Raw genomic sequence first — 21,336 nt, 5'->3', positions numbered from 1 at the left:
CCCCGACCGCCGTCCCCGCGGGGCTACCAGCCCTGCAGGGGCGGCGACACGTCGCTGGGCGGGACCAACCAGGGCCGGGTCAGCGCCGCCCACACCGTGAAGGCCACCGCCGCCGCCCACAGCAGAGCCCACCCGAACCGGCGCAGGGCGCGCCGGCGGCGCAGCAGCCGTCTGCCGTGCGTGCGGGCCGCCGCGGCCAGACCGGCCGGGACCGCCGGGTGCGGACCCTCCAGCAGCTGCCTGACCTGCGTCTCCTTGCGGTCCAGGGGGCTCATGCCGCCTCCGCCGCCGCGTCGCGCAGGATCGCCACCGCCCGGTTGCAGACGGCCTCCACCCGCTCCGGGGGAAGCCCCAGCTGCGCGGCCGTGACCTCCTCGGCGACGCCCTCGTAGATCCGCATCACCAGCACCAGCCGCTCCAGCGGTCCCAGCGGCGCCAGGACCCCCACGCCCGTGGGGAGCCGACGGGCGGTACGGGCGTACGCGGCGCACAGCTCGGCGCGGGTGTGGTCGTACGGGTCGTCGTCGCGCAGCCGCGCCCAGTGGGCGTACGTACGGGCCAGCGCGCCGGCGAGGATCCGCCGGGCGGCGGGCGCCGCGTCCGGGGGCTCGGCCGTCAGCAGCGCGGCGACGTGCAGCAGCCGCCCCGCCGCGCCCGCGACGAAGGCCTCGAACTCCGCATCCCGCCCCGAACGCCGGTCCACAGCACACATGGTGGGGCCGGTGCCACCACCCCGGTCAAGGGGTCGGACACGGCCGGATCCGGCGCGTCGGGGGCGGCAGGACCAGGCGCGTCGGGTCCGCCGGGCCGGGGCCCCGCCGGGTCAGGAGGCCGGGCCGCCCTCGGAGGCGGCGGACATCAGCTCCGACAGGGAGCCGTTGAAACGGGTCAGCAGCGCGGTGAACACCTCGCGCTCCTCCTCCGCCCAGCCCTCCGTCACCCGGGCCATCAGCTCCCGCCGCGAGGAGCGGACCTCCTCCAGGCGGGCCAGCCCGCGCGGGGACAGCGCGAGCACCACGGCCCGGCCGTCCTCGGGGTGCGAGGTCCGCTTGACCAGGCCGCTGTCGACGAGCGGGGCGACCTGGCGGGTCACGGTGGACGAGTCGATGCCCATCCCGCCCGCGAGGGCCTTCACCCCCATCGGGCCTTCCAGGTCGAGCCGGTTCAGCAGCAGGTAGGCGGCCCGGTCCATCGAGTTGCGGGCCTGGCCGACGCCGCCCAGGCGGGTCTGCTCGGCCCGGCGGGCGAAGACGGCCACCTGGTGCTGGAGCGCGTCGAGGAGTCCGGCTCCGGCGGGCGCTTCGGCCGCCGTGGGCAGGTCGGAACTGGCCGGGATCGAGGGCATGGCCGTGGGCTCTCTTCGCATGGGGCCGACAGGGATGGGGGACAGAGTACGCGGCCGTGCGGCGGCTCGTACGCCGCGTTTGACAACTGATACGGCCGGAAACGGAGACCGCCGGGGGAGTGTCCCGCATGGCGAGATTTCGCCGCTTGTGTGCCCCTCGTGCGTCCCTCGCAAGCCCCTTCGCGGCCCCGGGGACACCCGCGCACCGCCGCCGCCCCGGCCCGCGCACGCCGCCCCGGTCTACGCCCGGCGCCCTGCCGGGCCCCCGTCCGTCCCTGAGCCGGGGGCCGCGCGGGCTGCGAGACTGGCCGCATGAACTACCGCGTGCCCGTGCCCGTTCCGCAGGTCATCCTCGACGACGTCCGGGGGGCCCAGAAGATGCTGTCGGGCGTGTCCCGGGTGACGCCGATGGAGGGCAGCCGGCACCTGTCGGCCCTCACGGGCTCCCCCGTCCACTTCAAGTGCGAGAACCTCCAGCGCACCGGCTCCTTCAAGCTGCGCGGGGCGTACGTGCGCATCGCGGGCCTGCGCCCCGAACAGCGCGCCGCCGGGGTCGTGGCCGCCAGCGCCGGCAACCACGCCCAGGGCGTGGCGCTGGCCTCCTCCCTGCTCGGGGTCCGCTCCACCGTGTTCATGCCGGTCGGCGCCCCCCTGCCGAAGGTGGCCGCCACCCAGGAGTACGGCGCCGAGGTGCGCCTGCACGGCCAGGTCGTCGACGAGACCCTCGCCGCCGCCCAGGAACACGCCGACCGCACCGGCGCGGTGTTCATCCACCCCTTCGACCACCGCGACATCATCGCCGGCCAGGGCACCGTGGGCCTGGAGATCCTGGAGCAGTGCCCCGAGGTGCGCACCATCCTCGTCGGGATCGGCGGCGGCGGGCTCGCGGCCGGCGTCGCGATCGCGGTCAAGGCGCTGCGCCCGGACGTGAAGGTGATCGGCGTGCAGGCGGCGGGCGCCGCCGCGTACCCGCCCTCGCTGCGGCTCGGACACCCGGTGTCGATCGACGACCCGAACACGATGGCGGACGGCATCAAGGTCGGCCGTCCCGGCGACGTCCCCTTCGCGATCATCGGGGAGTTGCTGGACGACGTACGGACCGTGTCCGAGGACGCCCTGTCCAGCGCGCTGCTGCTCTGCCTGGAGCGGGCCAAGCTGGTCGTGGAGCCGGCCGGGTGCAGCACGGTGGCGGCCCTGCTGAGCGAGCCGGAGCTGTACGGGAGCGGTCCGGTGGTGGCCGTCCTGTCGGGCGGCAACGTCGACCCGCTGCTGCTCCAGCGGATCCTGCGCCACGGCATGGCGGCGGCGGGCCGCTACCTGTCGCTGCGGCTGCGGGTCGCGGACCGGCCGGGGGCCCTGGCGGGGCTGCTGGCGGTGCTGTCGACGGTGGACGCCAACGTGCTGGACGTCAGCCACGTGCGCACGGACCCGAGGCTGGGGCTGACCGAGGTCGAGGTGGAGCTGCAACTGGAGACGAAGGGGCCCGAGCACTGCGCGGAGGTCGCCCGTTCCCTGCACGCGGCGGGCTACCGGGTCATGGACTGACGCCGCCCCGCACGCCGGTGCGGCGGGACGCGCGCGAGCCCCCGCCGGAACCTCGTCCGGCGGGGGCTCGCGCGCGGGTGTGCGTACGGGGGTGATCAGCCGTTGAAGGGCTTGACGGCCAGGATCCTGACCGTGGCCTTCTTGCCGTTCGGCAGCTCGTACTGGGCGTCCTCGCCGACCTTCTTGCCGTTCACGCCCGCGCCCAGCGGGGACTGCGGCGAGTAGGTCTCGAAGTCGTCGGACGCGTACTCGCGGGAGGCCAGCAGGAACTCCAGGGTGTCGTCCTCGTCGCCGTCGAAGGCGATCGTGACGAGGGTGCCCGGCGCGACCTCGCCGCTCGCGGCGGGAGCCGTGCCGACCTTGGCGTTCTCCAGGAGCTGCGTGAGCTGGCGCACGCGCAGCTCCTGCTTGCCCTGCTCCTCCTTGGCCGCGTGGTACCCGCCGTTCTCGCGCAGGTCGCCCTCCTCGCGGGCAGCCGCGATCTTCATGGCGATCTCCGTGCGGGCGGGACCAGAGAGGTAGTCCAGCTCGGCCTTCAGCTGGTCGTACGCCGCCTGGGTCAGCCAGGTGACGCTCTCGCTCGTCTGGGTCACGGGTGCTCCTCGTCGGTACAGGGGACTACAAAGCCGCCAGCGGCGGGCGAAACCACGAGCCTAACAATTCGGGAAGAAAAGGGGGAGGACACCATGTGTATGAAGTGTGTCATTGGCTCCGGGGGCCGCGCGCGTCCTCCCAGACGGCGCTGGTCCCGAAGTACGTGTCGTACAGCTCCTGGGCCGCGAGCAGGCTCTCCGGGGGCACCTTCCCGTGCCGGATCCGCTCCAGGTGGCGGAAGTACTCGAACCGTTCCACCCCCGGGGTGATGACCACCAGCATCTCGGCGTCCTCCCCGGGCGCGGCGGCGAAGGCGTGCTGCTGTCCCGGAGGGACGATGACGAGGTCGCCGGCCTCGGCGGTGACCACCTGGTCCCCGGCCAGCAGCTGGGCCGTCCCGTCGATCATGTAGAACATCTCGGCCGACCGGCCGTGGTGGTGCGGGCGGGCGCCGTCGGAGCCCGCGCGCAGGCTCACGCGCAGGGTGGACAGGAACCCGCCGCCGGTGGAGCTGTCGGCCAGCAGCCGCAGGGAGGAGTCCGGCCCGTAGTGGATCTCCTCCGCGTCGGCGGCGCGGACGACGACGGAGTCGTCGAAATCCGGGATGAACAGTGACATGACGCTCCTGGGGATATCGGTGCGCGGTGGTGCGCGGTGGGCGGGACACCCCAGTCGATACCCCCCGGGGTGCGCCGTGCACGCCCCGGGCGGCCGTCTGTCAGCTGTGTCAGACCCCGGGGCGCTCGAAGTCGGTCAGGACGCAGCCGTCGACCTGGGCCGGCCGGATCCGGGAACCCGCGGGGGCGCTGAAGGCGGGCTCGCAGTCCAGGCGCAGGAACCCCAGCTTGTAGAGCGCCTTGCGGACGGCCGGGTTGTTGCTCTCCACGGCGACGTTCGTGCCGACCAGCAGCTTGCTCTGGGTGAGGCTGCGCTGGTGCCCCACCTCGGCGAGCTGCGACTCCTTGGACAGGGTCTGGAGGGCCTTCATGTCGGCGACGAGGTCCAGCCAGTTCAGGTTGTGCGCGCGCGTCGCCCCGCCGAGCTTTCCGCAGACCGCCCGCTGCTTGACGCCCGCGCCGGCGACGTCGCGGCCGACGACCGGCTGGTAGTCGATCGAGGCGATGTGCTCGTTGGTGACCAGCATCTCCGTGCAGTCGACCGCCTTCGGGCTGACGAGGTTGCGGAGCTCCTCGATGCTGCCCGCGCTCGCCAGGGCCGGGCCCTTGACGGGGCTGCCCCTGCCGTCCCGGGCGTTGACGAAGTCGGTCAGGACGCAGCCGTCGACCAGGGCCTTCTCCTTCTTGTAGCCCTCCGGCACGGTGAAGTCCGGGTTGCAGACCAGCACGCGCAGGTCGGACTTGACGAGGGCCAGTCCGGTCCCGGTCTTGCGCGCGGTGGCCACGAAGCTCTTGCCGACGAGGTACGGGTCGTAGAGGCCGGCGTCCCAGTAGCCCTCGTCGAGCCGCTTGGTGATGTGGTCCTTGTAGGCCTGCTGGTGGGCCTTCATGTCCGAGACCATCGAGAGGACGATCTCGTCCTGTTCCTTCGTGTCCGAGCAGATGCCGCGCTCGGTGACGGACCAGGCGCCGACGGGCGCGTACCCGGCGAGGTTCACGCGGTCGGCCGGGCCGGTGCTCAGGTCCTCGCAGGAGGTGTACTTCCGTACGTACGCCTGCGCCTCGGCGAGCGTGGCCGGCGCGGCGCCGGCTGCGGTGGGGGAGGCCTGGGCGGGGGCTCCGGCGGTCGGTGCGGTGCTCGCGGCCGGGCTCGCGGAGGGCTTCGCGGCGGGCGGGCCCGCCTTGGCGGGGTCCTCGCAGGCGGTGGAGAGGGTGGTGAGCGCGGCGAGGGTGGCGGTCGCGGCGAATATCCGCTGGAGGCGCATGGATGTCTTCCGTCGGGCTGGACAGGGCGGGGAGTGGCATGTCCATGCTAGGCGGGGGCGGACGTCATGATCAAAGACGGCGCGCGGGGGCGGGGCCGGGGTCCGGGGAGTGCCGGTCCGGGGGTACCGGGGTCGATGCGGCCGGTCTCGGGGTGCCGGGGTCGATGCGGCCGAGTCCGGGGTCGCTGCGACCGGTCCGGGGGCCGGGTGCGCCGAGGGCGGGGCGTCAGCCCTTGGCGGCCGCCGGCTGGCAGCCGACCAGTTCCACCATTGTGGCGCGGCCCGTGGTCTTCAGGGTGACCATCTCGTCCACCCGCTTCGCGTCCTGCCCGAACGTGAAGTCCGCACGGCCCACCTCGCCGTGCTGCTCGTCCTGGGAACTGAGGGTGCACACGCCGGTGACCGAGGACTCCTTGCGGACCTCCAGGTGCACCTTGACCTCGCTGTCGGAGACGACCTGGAACTTGATCACCTCGGCGCTGACGCTCTGTCCGCCGACGTAGTCCCAGCCGATCCAGCCGACCACGGCCAGCAGCCCGACCCCGAGGGCCGACCCGACGATCTTCAGCTTCCGGTCCGCGCGCTCGTCCGCCGACCGGCCGTACCGGCCCTCGGGGAGCCCTTCGCGTACCGCGCTCATGATCGATTCCTCTCGTCGGGGAGGGGTGGGACACCCAGGAATTTTCCAACCCCCGATTCGGTCAATATAGAGGCTGACCGTCGCGCCGAATCACAGAGGATCCTGTCTTGACCGAGCAGCTTCGACTGATGGCCGTCCACGCCCACCCCGACGACGAGTCGAGCAAGGGCGCGGCCACGATGGCCAAGTACGTGTCCGAGGGGGTGCCGGTGCTCGTGGTCACCTGCACCGGCGGCGAGCGCGGCTCCGTGCTGAACCCCAAGCTCCAGGGCGACAAGTACATCGAGGAGAACATCCACGAGGTGCGGGCCAAGGAGATGGACGAGGCCCGCGAGATCCTCGGCATCGACCAGGAATGGCTCGGCTACGTCGACTCCGGCCTCCCCGAGGGCGACCCGCTGCCCCCGCTCCCCGAGGGCTGCTTCGCCCTCGCGGACGTGGACGAGGCCGCCGGCGAGCTGGTGAAGAAGATCCGCGCCTTCAAGCCGCAGGTCATCACCACGTACGACGAGAACGGGGGCTACCCGCACCCCGACCACATCATGACCCACAAGATCACGATGGTGGCCTTCGACGGCGCGGCCGACACCGACAAGTTCCCCGAGGCCGAGTACGGGGCCCCGTACCAGCCGCAGAAGCTCTACTACAACCAGGGCTTCAACAAGCCGCGCACCATCGCCCTCCACGAGGCCCTCCTCGCCCGCGGCCTGGAATCCCCCTACGGCGAGTGGCTCGAGCGCTGGAAGGAGTTCGAGCGCAAGGAGCGGACCCTGACGACGCACGTCCCCTGCTCCGAGTTCTTCGAGATCCGCGACAAGGCCCTCATCGCGCACGCCACGCAGATCGACCCGGACGGCGGCTGGTTCCGCGTCCCCATGGAGATCCAGAAGGAGGTCTGGCCCACCGAGGAGTACGAGCTCGCCAAGTCGTTCGTCGACACCTCCCTCCCCGAGTCCGACCTCTTCGCGGGCATCCGGGAGAATGCCTAGCATGAGCGCTACTCAGGCAGCAATCACCCAGTTCCTCCCGCTGGCCGCCGACACCTTCGACAAGAACAAGGTGACCCCGGGCCTCCTCGGGTTCGTCGTGTTCGCCGCACTCGCCCTCGGCGTGTGGGGCCTGATGAAGTCGATGAGCAAGCACATGGGCCGCGTCGACTTCGAGGAAGCCCCCGCGCCGGCGGCCGACGCCCCCAAGGCGTAGGACCCCGCGACACGGCGCGCGACCCGCCGCCCCGCCCGGCACGACCGGGCGCGGCGGCCACTCCCGCACGCCGCCACGCCCCGGCGCGGGCCGCCCCGCCTGCCCGGCCCGGCGCGCCCGGACCCGAAGCCCGGCCAGGGCCCCCGCAGGGGGCGGCTGTCGTCGGTCACTCGCCCGGCCAGGGCCTCGGTACGCCCATCACCTCGCGCGCCCGCAGGTTCGGGACCAGGCCCAGGCGCCACGCCTGCCAGCCCTCCGCCGGGTCCACCCCGCGCGCCAAAACCACCCCGTACGTCTCCAGGCAGTCCTCCAGCCGGCCGTCCCGCAGCGGATGCGGAGCCGCCGCCAGCCGGGACAGCTCCGCCCGCGCCTCCTCCACCGCCGAGTCGCCCGCACCCGCGTACGGCAGCATCGTGCAGCGCAGGAACCGCGCCCAGTCCTCCCCGCGCCGGTCCCCGTACGACACGAACAGCCGCACCGCGTCCTCACACAGCCCGACCGCCTGCGGCACCCGCCCGTTCCCCGCGTCGACGACCGCCAGCTCCACGCAGGTCCACCCCTCCCCGTGCGCCAGCCCGATCCGCCGGAAGTCCGCCCGCGCGTCCACCAGCAGCTGCCGCGCGAAGCCGGAGTTGCGCAGGTTCCCCGTCTGCGCCGCCCGCTGGTCCCGCGTCACCCGCCCCGAGTGGTAACGGGCGTGCGCCAGCCCGTACACGTCCCGCATCCGAGAGAACATCGTCCGGGCCCGCTCCAGCTCCCGCACCGCCCGGTCCCGCTCGCCGTCCTCCTCCAGCGCCTGCCCCAGGTAGTACAGCGTCCACGCCTCACCCCGCGCGTCCTCCGCCAGCCGGTGCCGTGCCAGCGCGTCCCGCAGCCGCTCCAGCGCCGCCTCCGGATCACCGTCCACCACCCGCGCCCGCCCCAGCTGCGTCAGCGCCCACGCCTCGCCCCGGTCGTCCCGCGTCCGCCCGTACAGGCCCAGTGCCAGCCGCAGCTCCTCCTCCGCCCGCGCCACCTCACCCGTCCGCAGGTACACCTGCCCCAGCTGGAAATGCGCCCACGCCTCCCCGTGCACGCTCTCGCTCTCCCGGTGCAGCTCCAGCGACCGCTCCAGCAGCGACACCGCCTCACCCAGCCGCCCCCGGTCCCGCTCCACCGCCCCCAGCGCGTGCAGCGCCCACGCCCGGTCGCCCGCCAGCTCCGGCGGCTCCTGGAGCACCAGCGCCTCCCGGATCCGGGCCGCCGCCTCCGGCAGGTTGCCCTGGTGGTGCAGCGTGATCCCCAGCGACACCAGCGCCATCCCCGCGCCCGCCTCCTGCCGCGCCTCCCGGTACTGGTCCACCAGCGACGTCAACGTCGTACGCGACTTGTCCAGCTCCCCCAGCTGCCGCGCCGCGATACCCGTACGCCACTGCACCGAACGGTTCAACCGCCCCTGGTCCACCGCCCGCGTCAGCTCGTTGATCTCCCCCAGCCGGTACAGGTCCCCGCGCAGCAGGCAGAAGTCGCACAGCGCCCCCAGCAGGTCCAGCACCGCCTGCTGGTCCACCCCCTCCGAATGCCGCAACGCCGCCGTGATGAAGCTGGACTCCTCGTCCAGCCAGCGCAGCGCCGCGTCCACCGAAGCGAAACCGTGCCCGCCGAAGTGATTGGCCCGGGTCGACATCTTCCCGTCGACCATCCGGATCACCGAGTCCGCCAGCTGCGCGTAGTCCCGCACCAGCCGCTCGTGCGCGGCCGCCGCCCGCGCCGGCTCCTCGTCCGCCGCCAGCCGCGCCGCCGCGTACGAACGCACCGCGTCGTGCATCCGGTACCGCTCCCCGCGTACGAGGTCCAGCAGGCCCGCCCGCGCCAGCTCGCCCAGCAGCCGCCCGGCCTCCACCCGGTCCGCACCCGCCAGCGCAGCCGCCGCGGCCGCCCCCAGCGAGGCCCGCCCCGCCAGCGTCAGCCGCCGCAGCAGCCGCCGCCGTTCCTCCGGCAGCCGTACGTAGGCCAGCTCCAGAGCGTGCTCCAGCCCACCACCCCCGCCGCCGTCCGAGGCCCGCGCCGACCCCAGCGGAGCCAGCACCCGCAGCGCCAGCGGCAACCCCGCCCCCAGCTCCAGCAGCCCCTCCAGCGCCGCCCCCTCCGGTGCCGACTCGCCCGCGGCCCGCGCCCCACCGCGCAGCACCTCCGCCGACTCCTCCCGCGCCAGGCGCACCACCGGCAGCTGGTACACCCACGCCCCCAGATCGTCGGGCAGCTCCAGCGGCTCCCGCGCCGTGACCAGGACCAGGCTCTCCGTCCGCTCCGGCACCAGCGCCCGTACCTGCCCCGCGTCCACCGTGTCGTCGAGCACCACCGTCACCGGGAAGCCCTGCAAGTGCTGGTGGTACAGCTCGGTCAGCCGGCGCACCTGGGACTCCGCCGACGCGCCCTCGCGGAACAGCAGCTGCTCACGCGGCGCCCCCAGCCGGTTCAGCAGGTGCAGCAGCGCCTCCCGCGTCGACAGCGGCGCCTCGCCCGCCCCCGTGGCCCCGCCCCGCAGGTCCACCACGCACGCCCCGCGGAACTGGTCCCGCAGCGCGTGCGCCGCCCGCAGCGCCAGCGCCGTACGCCCCACCCCCGGCTCGCCGTGCAGGACCACCACCACCGGCCGGGTCTCCGTACTGGCCCGCGCCGCCGAAACCCACTGCGCGATCCGGGTCAGCTCCACGCGCCGGCCCGTGAACAGCGCGTCCGCGTCCGGGAGCTGCCCGAACGACTGCTCCAGCATGCTGCGCCGCCGCGCCTCCGCACTGCGGTCGCCCCCGCGCAACGGCGGCACACCCCCGCCGCCCGCGCCGGCCGGCACCCCGTTCGCCACGCGCCCGCGCAGCGGACCCCGCACCGCGGCCGCCGCCACCGCCCGCTCCTGCTCCAGGAACGGCCGGATCCCGCGCACCTCCAACGCCGTCAGCCACTGCAGCCGCAACTGCTCCGCACCGCCCGGCCGGCCCGCCGCCCCCGCACGGCGGTTCGCCGCGGGCACGTGCAGGGCCGTCACCTTGGCCACCGTCGCCGCCGCCCCCGCGACGCCCACGACGATCCCCGCGCTGAACGCCGTCCCCGCGTCCACCCCGAACGCCAGGTCCGCCCCGACGGCGGCGGCCGCGGCGACCCCCGTCACGAACAGCGACGCCCCCGTGTTGCCCCGCCGGAAGGCCTCCCCGAGGGACTGCTCCCCGGCGGCCGCCTCGTCCAGCGCCGCCACGTACGCCGCGTACTCCTCGGCGGCCGCCGCCGCGATCCCGTCCAGGGCCTCCCGCCCGCGCGCGAGCAACGCCCCGGCGTCCCCCGCGCCCGCCCGCCGGACCTCCTCCTCGACGGCCCGGGCCAGCACCCGTTCGGCCTCGACACGATGGCTGTCCCGCATCGGCATCCTCCTCGGAGAGCTCCGGAAACGTGCGCCAAGTGTCCTGCGGGACAGTCCGGAGCGCGAGGAATCTGAGCTATTTCAGAGGGAGTTGGGGGCCTCACGAACATCGGCGTGCATATATGTACGCCCCGGCCCTGCCTACCCTGGACCCATGACCCCACGGTGGAAGGTCCCGGCTCTCTGCGCCACCCTCCTCGCGCCGGCGGTCGCGGTCGCGATTTCGGTCACGTCCGTGTCCGTGTCCCTGTCCGACCCCCCGAAGGCGCCACCGGACCGCGGATTCACCCTCCGCTACGAGACCCCCGACCCCGCCGACGAGGAGCACGCCGCCCTCCTCCACGCCCGCAGGCCGGCCGAACGCGCCGTCGAAGCCCTCAACGCCTACCTCGACCTCCCGGAGCGCGTCACCGTCCTCGCCCGCTCCTGCTCCGGCGAGGGCTCCGGCTACGACCCGGTCACCCGCCGCATCGAACTCTGCTACGACGACCTCGCCGACGACCTCGCCCTCCTCGGCGACGAAGCGGCCGCCGCCGACATCACCGCCGAAACCCTCTACCACGAAGCCGGCCACGCCCTCATCGACACCCTCCGCCTGCCCGTCGCCTCCGACCGCGCCGAGGAGGACGCCGCCGACACCTTCGCCGCGTACATGCTCATCCGCGAAGGCCCCCCGGGCGAACGCACCCTCCTCGCCGCCGCCGAGGCCTACCGCCTCGCACCCCCGCCCGGGCCCGGGCCGGACGAACACGCCCCGCCCGCCGACCGCGCCGCCGCCCACCTCTGCCTGCTCCACGGCGCCGCCCCCGAACGCCACCCCGCCCCCACCCAGGGCTGCGCCCCCGCCTGGCCCACCGTCCGCGACACCTGGACCCGCGACCTCACCCCCCTGCTCAGGACCACCCCGCAGCCGGGGGTGCATGGCTCGTAACCACCTCTTGTGTCCGTTCGTTAGATCGATCGTCAGACACACTCTCGAGGGGGGAGCGCGTCATGGATCCCATGCCGCACGTCACCGAAGGCGGCCTCATTCCGGTCGCGTCGTACGCACGTACCTCGCAGGACACCCGGCACGGCGACGCCCGCGGGGTGCGCAACCAGCACCGCATCAACGAACGCACGGCCCTCGACCACGGCTGCGTCGTCGTGGCGACCTATACCGACAACGCGCGCGGCGCGACGAAGGACGACCGGGAGCGGCCGGCGTTCGACCATCTGCTGGCCGACCTGCACCGCGGCCACGCCTTCACGGCGGGGCCGATCGACGGCGTCGTGGCGGTGGCGGACGACCGCCTCTACCGCAGGCCCGACGACTTCATCCGCTTCATGGCGGCGCTGACCGCCCACCCCCGGCGCGTGTACGTCGGCCGGGACGGACTGCGCGACCCGTACACGAAGGCGGGTCTCCTCGAAGGTGCCGCATCCCTTGAGGGGGCGGTCGCCGAGGGGAGGATGCGCAGTCGCCGTGTCCAGGACTGGCACTGGTCGAGGGCCATGGACGGGCTGCCGCACAGCGGACCGAGGCCGTTCGGATGGCTGGAGGACCGGCAGACCCTGCATCCGGTGGAGTCGGAACTCGTCCGCAAGGCGATCGAGCACCGTATCGCCGGCGGGTCGATGGGGGAGGTGGCGCGCGAGTGGGTTGCGTTGGGGGTCAGCGGGACGCGCGGCGGGCGTCCGAATCCGCAAACGGTCACGCAGATCATCACGGCTCCCAGGGTGTGCGGCTTCAGGGCCAACCGGGGGGTGCTGCTGATCGACCCGGAAACGGACCGCCCGCTCGTCGGGGCGTGGCAGGCGATCGTCCCGCCCGAGCAGTGGGTGGCGGTCTGTGCGACCTTCTCGGCCGGGAGCCTGTACATGCACCGGGGGCCGCTCAGTCCTCGACTGACCGGTCGCAAGGCCGGACCGAAGTACGTTGCGAGCGGATTCGTGCGCTGCGGCGCGGAGCTGGCGGAGGGGGGTGTGTGCGGTCAGCTCATGGGCGGCGGTAAAAGCGGCAGCCGGAAGAGTCCCTACAACTACGTCTGCGCCTCGGGCCGGGGCTGCGGACGATGTGCCATCAGCGGCCCCCTCGTGGAGGAGGCCATTGAAAGGCTGCTCTTTCCCGGAGAAGGCCCCGGGCGGGTCCGGTTGCCGGAGCCGATCCGCCAGCGGTGGCAGTCCGGGGAAATGGCCTTCGAGGAGAAGCGGAGGGTCATCTCGTCGGTCTTCGATCATTTCGTGATCAAGCCGGGAAGGAAGGGGAGCACCAGCTGGGACCACTCCCGAGTGGTTCCGGTATGGAAATGGGCTGATCGCATCAAGGCGGCCGAACCAGCGGCCTGATGGCTTCGCTCTGAGCCGCGCATCCGGTTGTGCGGCAGGATGGGAACATGCCGAACCGCCTTGTCAACGAGACCTCGCCGTACCTGCTCCAGCACGTCGACAATCCTGTCGACTGGTGGCCCTGGTCGCCCGAGGCATTCGCGGAGGCACGTGAACGCGAGGTGCCGGTTCTCCTCAGCGTTGGTTACTCTTCGTGTCATTGGTGCCATGTATTTAGCTCCGAAAGTTTCGAAGATGAACTGACCGCCGCCTACATGAACGAGCACTTCGTCAACGTCAAGGTCGACCGCGAAGAGCGCCCCGACATCGACGCCGTCTACATGGAGGCCGTGCAGGCGGCGACCGGGCAGGGCGGGTGGCCCATGACCGTGTTCCTGACGCCCGACGCCGAGCCCTTCTACTTCGGGACCTACTTCCCGCCCGAGCCCCGGCACGGGATGCCCTCCTTCATGCAGGTGCTCGAAGGCGTGCGGACCGCCTGGGCCGGGCGGCGCGAGGAGGTCGCCGAGGTCGCGCAGCGGATCGTGCGGGACCTGGCCGGGCGGCAGCTGGACTACGGGAAGGCCGGGCTGCCGGGGGCCGAGGAGCTGGGGCGGGCGCTGCTCGGGCTGACGCGGGAGTACGACGCCGCGCGGGGCGGGTTCGGCGGGGCGCCGAAGTTCCCGCCGTCCATGGTGCTGGAGTTCCTGCTGCGCCACCACGCCCGGACCGGGTCCGAGGGGGCCCTGCAGATGGCCGCCGACACCTGTGAGGCGATGGCCCGGGGCGGGATCTACGACCAGCTCGGCGGCGGGTTCGCGCGGTACTCCGTGGACCGGGAGTGGGTCGTGCCGCACTTCGAGAAGATGCTGTACGACAACGCGCTGCTGTGCCGGGTGTACGCGCACCTGTGGCGGGCCACCGGTTCGGACCTCGCCCGGCGCGTGGCGCTGGAGACCGCCGACTTCATGGTGCGGGAACTGCGGACGGAGCAGGGCGGGTTCGCCTCCGCGCTCGACGCCGACAGCGAGGATCCGTCGAGCGGCAGGCACGTCGAGGGGGCGTACTACGCCTGGACGCCGGCGCAGTTGGCCGAGGTGCTGGGGGAGGAGGACGGGGCGCTGGCCGCCGCGTACTTCGGGGTCACCGAGGAGGGGACCTTCGAGCACGGCACGTCGGTGCTGCAACTGCCGCAGGACGGGCCGGTGGTGGAGGCCGGGAAGGTCGCCTCCATCAGGGAGCGGCTGCTCGCCGCGCGGGGCCGGCGGCCCGCGCCGGGCCGGGACGACAAGGTCGTCGCCGCCTGGAACGGGCTGGCCGTCGCGGCGCTCGCCGAGTGCGGGGCCTTCTTCGAGCGGCCGGACCTGGTCGAGCGGGCGATCGAGGCCGCCGACCTGCTCGTACGGGTGCACATGGACGGCATGGCCCGGCTGGCGCGCACGAGCAAGGACGGGCGGGTCGGGGCCAATGCCGGGGTGCTGGAGGACTACGGGGACGTCGCCGAGGGGTTCCTGGCGCTGGCCGCCGTCACCGGGGAGGGGGTGTGGCTGGAATTCGCCGGGTTCCTCGTCGACCTGGTCATGGCCCGGTTCACCGCCGAGGACGGCTCGCTCTACGACACCGCGCACGACGCCGAGCAGCTGATCCGCCGGCCGCAGGACCCCACCGACACCGCCGCGCCCTCGGGGTGGACGGCGGCTGCCGGCGCGTTGCTCTCGTACGCCGCGCACACCGGTTCGGCGCCGCACCGGGAGGCGGCGGAGCGGGCGCTCGGGGTGGTGCACGCGCTCGGGCCGCGTGCCCCGCGCTTCATCGGGCACGGGCTGGCGGTCGCGGAGGCGCTGGTCGACGGGCCGCGGGAGGTGGCCGTGGTGGGTCATCCGGAGGATCCGGCGACGGCGGCGCTGCACCGGACGGCGTTGCTGGGGACGGCTCCCGGGGCGGTGGTGGCGGTGGGTCTGCCCCGCCAGGCCGATGGCAGCGGTGGGGAGTTCCCACTTCTGGCCGAGCGCACACTCGTGCGCGACCTTCCGACGGCGTATGTGTGCCGTCATTTCGTCTGCGCGCGTCCTACGACGGAACCGGTCTCACTGGCTGAGCAGTTGGGTGTGGTTCATCCGTGATTGTGGCAGAGTAGCGTCAATTCCGGTCCCTCGGGCGCCACTTGGAAACGTGGTTTTTATTCGAGTGGCGCCTGAGTTTCATTTCCGCTGTCTAGTCTCGTGTCTTCTAGCGGTAACGAGACGGCGCGCTGGGGGGTGCGCGCGTACGGGGGACGCGGGGGCGGCAGGCCGGGGGGCCGGGCCGTCGCCGGGGGGTTTTCGATCGCCGCCTGGGGTTGCGGCTCGGCTGTGGGGGACAGTTTGCTCACCTCTGTCTTTGTTGCTGCCATTTCTCTGGCGCTGTTCTGGATGGCCGCGTTCACGCTGTGGTGGCAGATGCACGCCTGGCGGACGCCCGAGACGCTCGCGGCGACCCGTTTCGACAGCCCCGACAGCGGGGGGCGGCTGGCCTTCTCGCTGCTGCTGCCGGCCCGCCACGAGCAGGCCGTGCTGGAGCACACCATCGACCGGCTGCTGGAATCGAGCCACACCGACTACGAGATCATCGTCATCGTCGGTCACGACGACCCCGAGACGGCCGCGGTCGCGGAGCGCGCCGCCGTCCGCGCGCCCGAGCGCGTACGGGTCGTCGTCGACCACCACGAGACCAAGAACAAGCCGAAGGCGCTCAACACCGCCCTGCCGCACTGCCGGGGCGACATCGTCGGGGTCTTCGACGCCGAGGACCAGGTCCATCCCGAGCTGCTCACCCACGTCGACCACGCCTTCCGCTCCACCGGCGCGGACGTGGTCCAGGGCGGGGTGCAGCTGATCAACTTCCACTCCAGCTGGTACAGCCTGCGCAACTGCCTGGAGTACTTCTTCTGGTTCCGCTCCCGCCTGCACCTGCACGCCGAGAAGGGTTTCATCCCGCTGGGCGGCAACACCGTCTTCGTGCGCACGGCGGTGCTGCGCGAGGCGGGCGGCTGGGACCAGAACTGCCTCGCCGAGGACTGCGACCTGGGCGTGCGGCTGTCGTCGGTGGGCAAGAAGGTGGTCGTCGCGTACGACTCCGACATGGTCACCCGTGAGGAGACCCCGGGCTCCCTGATGAGCCTGCTCAAGCAGCGGACCCGCTGGAACCAGGGGTTCCTCCAGGTGTACCGGAAGAAGGACTGGCAGCAGCTGCCGGGCCGGGGGCAGCGCTGGCTGGCCCGCTACACGCTGATGACGCCGTTCATGCAGGCGGCCACCGGGGTGATCATCCCGGTGAACTGCGCGGTGGCGGTCTTCCTCGACGTGCCCGTGGGCATCGCGATCATCACCTTCCTCCCCATGATCACGGCGATGGTGACGTTCGTCTTCGAGATCGTCGGCCTGCACGACTTCGGCCACCAGTACGGGCTGCGGGTGCGGTTCACGCACTACCTCAAGCTCATCGTGGGCGGCCCCTTCTACCAGGTGCTGCTGGCGGGCGCCGCGATCCGCGCGGTCTGGCGCGAGCAGCGCGGCCGCAACGAGTGGGAGCTGACCAGCCACACGGGCGCGCACCTGACCTCCGCCGCGTCCGGCGCCCCCGCGTCCGCTGCCCCCGCCGCCGCTGACGCCTCCTCCGCCTCCGCCACTTCGATCCGAGAGGACAGCCTCCGGTGACCGCCACCCTGCCCACGGCCACTGATCCCCAGCCTGCTGACCCCGCCGGCAGCGCCCAGCTGCTGCCCGTCCGCCGTCCGCCCGGCTCCGGCGGTGCCGGTTCCCCGGGGCCCGGGGGCCGGGGCGGAGGCGGACTCGGGGTGCGTCCGGCGGCGTTCGCGCGCCCGATGGTGCGCTTCCGCTCCTCCAGGCCGGACCTGCTGCTGTGCGGGGCGATCCTGCTGGCGGTCGTCCTCGTACAGGGCTGGAACATCACGAACTTCCCGACCCTGAGCGACGACGAGGGCACGTACCTCGCCCAGGCGTGGGCGGTCCAGCAGGGTGACGGGCTGGCGCACTACACGTACTGGTACGACCATCCGCCGCTGGGCTGGATACAGATCGCGGGCCTGACGTACCTGCCCGCCCTCCTGGTGCCCGACTGGATGACGGTCGCGCCGATGCGCTTCTCGATGCTGGCCGTCTCCGCCGCGAGCTCGGTGCTGATGTACGTGCTGGCGCGCCGGCTGTGGCTGCCGCGCTGGGCGGCGGGGCTGGCGATGGGGCTGTTCGGGCTGTCGCCGCTGTCGGTGGTCCTCCAGCGGGAGATCTTCCTCGACAACCTGGCCGTGATGTGGATGCTGCTGGCGTTCTGCCTCGCCGCGTCCCCGAGCCGGCACCTGTGGCACCACTTCGGGTCGGGTCTGGCGGCCGCCACCGCCGTCCTGACCAAGGAGACGATGCTGGTGGTGCTCCCGGCGCTGCTGGTGACGATGTGGCGTCACAGCCACCGCGACACCCGCAAGTTCGCCGTGACGGGGGCGATAACGGCCTGCGCGCTGATAGGGCTGTCGTACCCGCTGTTCGCCCTGCTCAACAACGAGCTGCTGCCCGGTGCCGGGCACGTCTCCCTGATCGACGGCATCACCTACCAGATGAGCCGTCCCGGCTCCGGCTTCATCCTCCAGTCCGGCACCGGCTCGAACGGGGTCTTCCGCTCCTGGCTCTACTACGACTCCGTCCTGCCGCTCGGCGGGCTGGCCGGTGCCGTGCTGCTGCTGGTGACGCACCGCTGGTCGGTGACCGCCCGCGCGCTCGCCGGGCCGGCCCTGGCCGTGGTGATCCTGGCCGTGGTCGCGATGCGGCCCTCCGGCTACCTCCCGGCGATGTACGTGATCCAGGCGCTGCCGTTCCTGGCGCTGGTCCTCGCCGGGGGCGCGGCCAGCGTCACGCACGCCGTGCTGCGCCGCCGGCGTGCGCCGGGGGAGTGGCGGGGCGTGGTGTACGCGCGGTGGGCGCTGGTCGGCGTACTCGCCGTGGCGGCGGCCGCGTTCGTGCTGCCGCGCTGGTACGAGGGCAACCGGACCGCCCTCACCGTCGACGCCAACGCCCCCTACCGGCAGGCGGCGGCCTGGCTCGGCCGGGAGGTGGCCGACCCGGCGCACACCCGCGTCCTCGTGGACGACGCGCTGTGGCTCGACGCCGTTCACCACGGTTTCGCACCCGGTGACGGGGCGATCTGGTTCTACAAGGCGGACCTCGACCCGGCCGTCACCAAGACCCTGCCGCGCGGGTGGAGGGACATCGACTACGTGGTTTCCTCGCCCACCGTGCGTCGCGACGCGGCGGACCTGCCGAACGTGAAGGCTGCTCTGGAGCATTCGACCGCGGTCGCCGTCTTCGGTACGGGCGAGGACCGTATCGAGATCCGCCGGACCGACCGCGAGAGTGGGAGCTGAACCACGATGAGCGAGAACCTGGGGCCCCCGCATGCCCTGGAAGATCCGGAAGTCGACGCTCCGCCGCCCGGCGTCCAGGGGCGCGGCCGGGAGCTGCCCCGCCTCCTGGCGCGGCCGGCGGCGCTGCTCTCGGCCGGCCCCCTGGTGCGGATGACCGGTTTCGGGCTGGTCGGGGTCTCCGGCTTCGTGCCGAACCTGGCGGCGCTCTGGCTGCTGACGCACGCCGGGACGCAGTACCTGGTCGCGGGGGTCCTCGCCAACCAGGCCGGGGTGCTGTGGAACTTCCTGCTCATCGAGACGCTGCTCTTCCGCGACCGGCGCGGCCACCGCCACTGGGCGGACCGCCTCGGCCGCTTCGCCCTCATCGCCAACGCCGACCTGCTGCTGCGCGTGCCGCTCATCGCGCTGTTCGTGGGCCGCTTCGGCCTGGAGGTGCTGCCCGCGACCGCGCTCGCGCTGGCCATCACCTTCGTCCTGCGTTTCGCCGCCACCGAGGCGCTCGTCTACCTGCCGCGCGGGCCACGTGCGGCGCGCACCACCAGGAGTTGAGCCGTACCGAAAGGACCGCGTATGCGTAGGAAGATCCGACGGGGGGCGGGGCGCCGGGCCGCTCTGACCGCCGTCGGCGCGATGACCGCCAGCCTGCTCCTGACCGCACCCCAGCAGGCCACGGCCGGAGCGCCGAACCTGCTGACCAACCCCGGCTTCGAGACCGCCGGTCCGGCCGGCTCCGACATGCCCTCCTGCTGGTCGAAGTCGGGCTGGGGCGACAACGACTTCACCTTCGCCACCGTCGCCGACGCCCACAGCGGCACCAAGGCCGTGAAGGTCACGGTGACCCGCCGGGTCAGCGGCGACCGCAAGGCCCTGGTCACCGAGAACGCCGCCTGCGCCCCGACGGTGGTGCCGGGGAAGCAGTACGACCTGTCCGCCTGGTACAAGTCGAACACCCCCGACGTGTCGGTGACGGTGTTCCGCCACGACACCAGCGCGGGCTGGCAGTACTGGACCGACCTGCAGAATCCGCCGGTCAGCGCCGCGTGGGCGCGCACGGAGGTCCGTACGCCCGCCGTACCGCCGAACACCGACAAGATCGCGTGGGGTCTGTCCGTGTACGGCGTGGGCACCCTCACCACCGACGACTACGCGCTGGAGGAGGTGGGTGCCGTCCCGCCGGGGCCCGCCTGCACGGGCACGGCCGAGGAGTGCGCCAAGGGCAAGTGGGAGGTGATGGGCACCCAGAACCCGGTGCGCTCGATGCACGCCGTGGTCCTGAAGAACGGCAAGGTGCTGCTGATCGCCGGTTCCGGCAACGACATCTCCCAGTTCAACGCGGGCACCTTCACCTCCGCCGTCTACGACCCCGTGGCGGGCACCGCCAAGACGATCCCGACGCCGGTGGACATGTTCTGCTCGGGGCACGTGCAGCTGGCCGACGGCCGGGTGCTGGTGATGAGCGGCAACAAGGGCTATCCGTCCGCCGACGGCACGATCGGCTACCAGGGGCTGAAGGACAGCTACGTCTTCGACCCGGCGACCGAGACGTACACGAAGACGAACGACATGAACGGCGGGCACTGGTACCCGTCCGCCACCGTCCTCGGCAACGGTGACGTGATCTCCTTCGGCGGGCTGAAGGAGGACTCCACGGGCAACGTCACCGCGGAGAAGTTCTCGGCGGCGCAGAACAAGTGGCTGCCGATGAACGAGGTCAACCAGACCTGGTCGTACTGGGGCCTGTACCCGTCGATGATCCTCATGCAGGACGGCCGGCTCTTCTACTCCGGCAGCCACACCTTCGGCAACGGCACGCCCGGCTCCGGCGCCTCGGTCTACGACTACGGCGCCAACACCATCACCGACGTGCCCGGCCTGCGCAAGAAGGACGAGCGGGACGAGTCGGCGAGCGTGCTGCTGCCCCCGGCCCAGGACCAGCGGGTGCTGACCGTCGGCGGCGGCAACAACGAGAGCAACCCGGCGGCCAACCGGCTCACCGACATCATCGACCTGAAGAAGCCGAGCCCCGCCTACACGGCGGGCCCCGACCTCCCGCAGGGCCTCGTCGACACCGGCACGGGCAAGCGCCCGCAGACCGGCGCCGAGGGCAAGATGTACGTCTCCGCCGTGCTGCTGCCCGACGGCAAGGTGCTGGAGACCGGCGGCGGCCTCCACGACCGGGCCGACCCGGTCTTCGAGGCCTCGTTCTTCGACCCGGCGAGCAACACCTACCAGGCGGGCCTGGCCACCGACCCGATCCCGCGGACCTACCACTCGGGGGCGTTCCTGCTGCCCGACGGCCGCGTGATGTCCGTCGGCGACAACCCGGGCAACGGCACGTACAACCACGCGGTGTCCGTCTACACCCCGCCCTACCTGTTCAAGGGGCCGCGCCCGAAGCTCACCTCGGTGATCGACACGGAGTGGGTGTACGGGGACACGCAGCGGATCACGGTCGACCGGCCGATCGCCAAGGCCGAACTGATCCGCCCGGCGGCGGTCACCCACTCCTCGGACCCCAACCAGCGGTTCGTGGACCTGCCGATGACGGTGATCGACAACAAGACGATCGACCTCAACGTCACGAGCAACCCCAACCTGGCCCCGCCCGGCTGGTACATGCTCTTCGGGGTCGACGCGAACGGCGTCCCGTCGGTCGCGACCTGGGTCCACCTGGGCGGGGCCCCCGCCCTGGCGGCGGCGAAGGCCGACGGGAAGCAGCTGCCCGCGCCGCACGAGCACTCCTTCGCCGACAGGCTCGCCCCGCCCAAGGCCAACCCCGGGCAGCGGGACTCGGCCCCGGTCGCGCCCACCGTGGCCGGCTGCGACCGGCACTACGGGACGGCGAGCGTCTGCGTACCGGGCACCTTCCCGGCGGAGGTGAAGAAGACGACCAAGGCGCGCTGCGAGTGGCTGGCCGCGCACCAGTTCCCGAGGCGGATGAAGGTCAACGGCAGCGACCCCCTGCGGCTCGACCAGGACGGGGACGGCTACACCTGCTGAGGGGGCCGCGCCC

17 protein-coding genes and 1 pseudogene are annotated in these 21,336 nt (G+C 72.8%); 10 read left to right on the top strand and 8 right to left on the bottom strand.

The window, feature by feature from the left end; translation table 11 throughout:
- Window positions 1–23 precede the first annotated feature (23 nt).
- From ABD973_RS11670 to ABD973_RS11660, 3 genes are all read right to left on the bottom strand, one after another.
- On the bottom strand, window positions 24–275 hold the full coding sequence (locus ABD973_RS11670) for a hypothetical protein (RefSeq protein WP_125822235.1): 252 nt from the start codon (window positions 273–275) through the stop codon (window positions 24–26).
- Entirely contained in the window at window positions 272–712 is a 441-nt protein-coding gene (locus ABD973_RS11665; protein WP_345500082.1) for a sigma-70 RNA polymerase sigma factor region 4 domain-containing protein, read from the bottom strand. Before ABD973_RS11665 ends, ABD973_RS11670 begins: the two co-directional genes overlap by 4 nt.
- Window positions 713–823: 111 nt before the next feature.
- Window positions 824–1,345, bottom strand: coding sequence for a MarR family winged helix-turn-helix transcriptional regulator (locus ABD973_RS11660; RefSeq protein WP_125822237.1), 522 nt, complete (start codon window positions 1,343–1,345; stop codon window positions 824–826).
- A 312-nt stretch (window positions 1,346–1,657) separates the two neighbouring features.
- On the opposite strand from ABD973_RS11660, the gene ilvA reads away from it, so the two are divergent.
- Entirely contained in the window at window positions 1,658–2,890 is a 1,233-nt protein-coding gene (gene ilvA, locus ABD973_RS11655; protein WP_345500081.1) for a threonine ammonia-lyase, read from the top strand.
- A 95-nt stretch (window positions 2,891–2,985) separates the two neighbouring features.
- Here the strand turns inward: ilvA and greA are convergent, their stop codons facing one another.
- The 4 genes from greA to ABD973_RS11635 all read right to left on the bottom strand — a co-directional run bounded on the left by greA (window position 2,986) and on the right by ABD973_RS11635 (window position 6,006).
- Window positions 2,986–3,483, bottom strand: a complete 498-nt coding sequence (gene greA, locus ABD973_RS11650; protein WP_007266119.1) for a transcription elongation factor GreA — start codon at window positions 3,481–3,483, stop codon at window positions 2,986–2,988.
- A gap of 109 nt (window positions 3,484–3,592) precedes the next feature.
- Window positions 3,593–4,102: a cupin domain-containing protein gene (locus ABD973_RS11645; protein ID WP_125822239.1), complete on the bottom strand. Its 510-nt coding sequence runs from the start codon at window positions 4,100–4,102 to the stop codon at window positions 3,593–3,595.
- Window positions 4,103–4,211: 109 nt separating this feature from the next.
- Window positions 4,212–5,366, bottom strand: coding sequence for a hypothetical protein (locus tag ABD973_RS11640; RefSeq protein WP_125822240.1), 1,155 nt, complete (start codon window positions 5,364–5,366; stop codon window positions 4,212–4,214).
- A gap of 226 nt (window positions 5,367–5,592) precedes the next feature.
- Window positions 5,593–6,006: a DUF4307 domain-containing protein gene (locus ABD973_RS11635; RefSeq protein WP_125822241.1), complete on the bottom strand. Its 414-nt coding sequence runs from the start codon at window positions 6,004–6,006 to the stop codon at window positions 5,593–5,595.
- 107 nt (window positions 6,007–6,113) lie between these two features.
- Here ABD973_RS11635 and mca point away from each other — a divergent pair, with 107 nt between their 5' ends.
- Window positions 6,114–6,995, top strand: coding sequence for a mycothiol conjugate amidase Mca (gene mca / locus ABD973_RS11630; RefSeq protein ID WP_125605226.1), 882 nt, complete (start codon window positions 6,114–6,116; stop codon window positions 6,993–6,995).
- A gap of 1 nt (window position 6,996) precedes the next feature.
- Entirely contained in the window at window positions 6,997–7,209 is a 213-nt protein-coding gene (locus ABD973_RS11625) for a hypothetical protein (RefSeq protein WP_125822242.1), read from the top strand.
- Between the two features lie 166 nt (window positions 7,210–7,375).
- On the opposite strand, the gene ABD973_RS11620 is transcribed toward ABD973_RS11625, so the two are convergent.
- Window positions 7,376–10,603 carry a tetratricopeptide repeat protein gene (locus tag ABD973_RS11620; protein WP_345500080.1) on the bottom strand — a complete coding sequence of 1,076 codons (3,228 nt, stop codon included), beginning with the start codon at window positions 10,601–10,603 and terminating at the stop codon, window positions 7,376–7,378.
- 154 nt (window positions 10,604–10,757) lie between these two features.
- Between ABD973_RS11620 and ABD973_RS11615 the strand changes: the two genes are divergently transcribed.
- The 7 genes and pseudogenes from ABD973_RS11615 to ABD973_RS11585 all read left to right on the top strand — a co-directional run bounded on the left by ABD973_RS11615 (window position 10,758) and on the right by ABD973_RS11585 (window position 21,323).
- The gene (locus ABD973_RS11615; protein WP_345500079.1) at window positions 10,758–11,534 is read left to right on the top strand and encodes a DUF4344 domain-containing metallopeptidase; all 777 of its coding nucleotides are present in this window, start codon (window positions 10,758–10,760) and stop codon (window positions 11,532–11,534) included.
- A gap of 62 nt (window positions 11,535–11,596) precedes the next feature.
- The gene (locus ABD973_RS11610; RefSeq protein WP_345500078.1) at window positions 11,597–12,931 is read left to right on the top strand and encodes a recombinase family protein; all 1,335 of its coding nucleotides are present in this window, start codon (window positions 11,597–11,599) and stop codon (window positions 12,929–12,931) included.
- A 47-nt stretch (window positions 12,932–12,978) separates the two neighbouring features.
- A complete protein-coding gene (locus ABD973_RS11605) occupies window positions 12,979–15,033 on the top strand; it encodes a thioredoxin domain-containing protein (RefSeq protein ID WP_345500077.1) in 2,055 nt (684 codons plus the stop codon).
- Between the two features lie 240 nt (window positions 15,034–15,273).
- Complete coding sequence (locus tag ABD973_RS11600) at window positions 15,274–16,605, top strand: glycosyltransferase (RefSeq protein ID WP_125822247.1); 1,332 nt, start codon at window positions 15,274–15,276, stop codon at window positions 16,603–16,605.
- Window positions 16,602–18,323: an ArnT family glycosyltransferase gene (locus tag ABD973_RS11595; protein WP_386381576.1), complete on the top strand. Its 1,722-nt coding sequence runs from the start codon at window positions 16,602–16,604 to the stop codon at window positions 18,321–18,323. Before ABD973_RS11600 ends, ABD973_RS11595 begins: the two co-directional genes overlap by 4 nt.
- 99 nt (window positions 18,324–18,422) lie before the next feature.
- Window positions 18,423–18,872 (top strand): annotated as a pseudogene (locus ABD973_RS11590) (GtrA family protein); the annotation flags it as partial.
- Window positions 18,873–18,893: 21 nt separating this feature from the next.
- On the top strand, window positions 18,894–21,323 hold the full coding sequence (locus ABD973_RS11585; protein ID WP_241253358.1) for a galactose oxidase family protein: 2,430 nt from the start codon (window positions 18,894–18,896) through the stop codon (window positions 21,321–21,323).
- Window positions 21,324–21,336: the final 13 nt, after the last annotated feature.

Source organism: Streptomyces racemochromogenes (assembly GCF_039535215.1).
In the GTDB taxonomy this organism is placed as follows: Bacteria; Actinomycetota; Actinomycetes; order Streptomycetales; family Streptomycetaceae; genus Streptomyces; species Streptomyces racemochromogenes.
This window is presented reverse-complemented; position numbering and strand designations above follow the sequence as displayed.

Bases quoted from the DNA above. Each gene is read 5' to 3' on its own strand.
- ABD973_RS11610 (WP_345500078.1), top strand. From the start codon at position 11,597: ATGGATCCCATGCCGCACGTCACCGAAGGCGGCCTCATTCCGGTCGCG.
- ABD973_RS11585 (WP_241253358.1), top strand. From the start codon at position 18,894: ATGCGTAGGAAGATCCGACGGGGGGCGGGGCGCCGGGCCGCTCTGACC.
- ABD973_RS11625 (WP_125822242.1), top strand. From the start codon at position 6,997: ATGAGCGCTACTCAGGCAGCAATCACCCAGTTCCTCCCGCTGGCCGCC.
- ABD973_RS11645 (WP_125822239.1), bottom strand. From the start codon at position 4,102: ATGTCACTGTTCATCCCGGATTTCGACGACTCCGTCGTCGTCCGCGCC.
- ABD973_RS11640 (WP_125822240.1), bottom strand. From the start codon at position 5,366: ATGCGCCTCCAGCGGATATTCGCCGCGACCGCCACCCTCGCCGCGCTC.
- ilvA (WP_345500081.1), top strand. From the start codon at position 1,658: ATGAACTACCGCGTGCCCGTGCCCGTTCCGCAGGTCATCCTCGACGAC.
- ABD973_RS11615 (WP_345500079.1), top strand. From the start codon at position 10,758: ATGACCCCACGGTGGAAGGTCCCGGCTCTCTGCGCCACCCTCCTCGCG.
- ABD973_RS11620 (WP_345500080.1), bottom strand. From the start codon at position 10,603: ATGCGGGACAGCCATCGTGTCGAGGCCGAACGGGTGCTGGCCCGGGCC.
- ABD973_RS11665 (WP_345500082.1), bottom strand. From the start codon at position 712: ATGTGTGCTGTGGACCGGCGTTCGGGGCGGGATGCGGAGTTCGAGGCC.
- ABD973_RS11660 (WP_125822237.1), bottom strand. From the start codon at position 1,345: ATGCCCTCGATCCCGGCCAGTTCCGACCTGCCCACGGCGGCCGAAGCG.
- ABD973_RS11635 (WP_125822241.1), bottom strand. From the start codon at position 6,006: ATGAGCGCGGTACGCGAAGGGCTCCCCGAGGGCCGGTACGGCCGGTCG.
- ABD973_RS11670 (WP_125822235.1), bottom strand. From the start codon at position 275: ATGAGCCCCCTGGACCGCAAGGAGACGCAGGTCAGGCAGCTGCTGGAG.
- ABD973_RS11605 (WP_345500077.1), top strand. From the start codon at position 12,979: ATGCCGAACCGCCTTGTCAACGAGACCTCGCCGTACCTGCTCCAGCAC.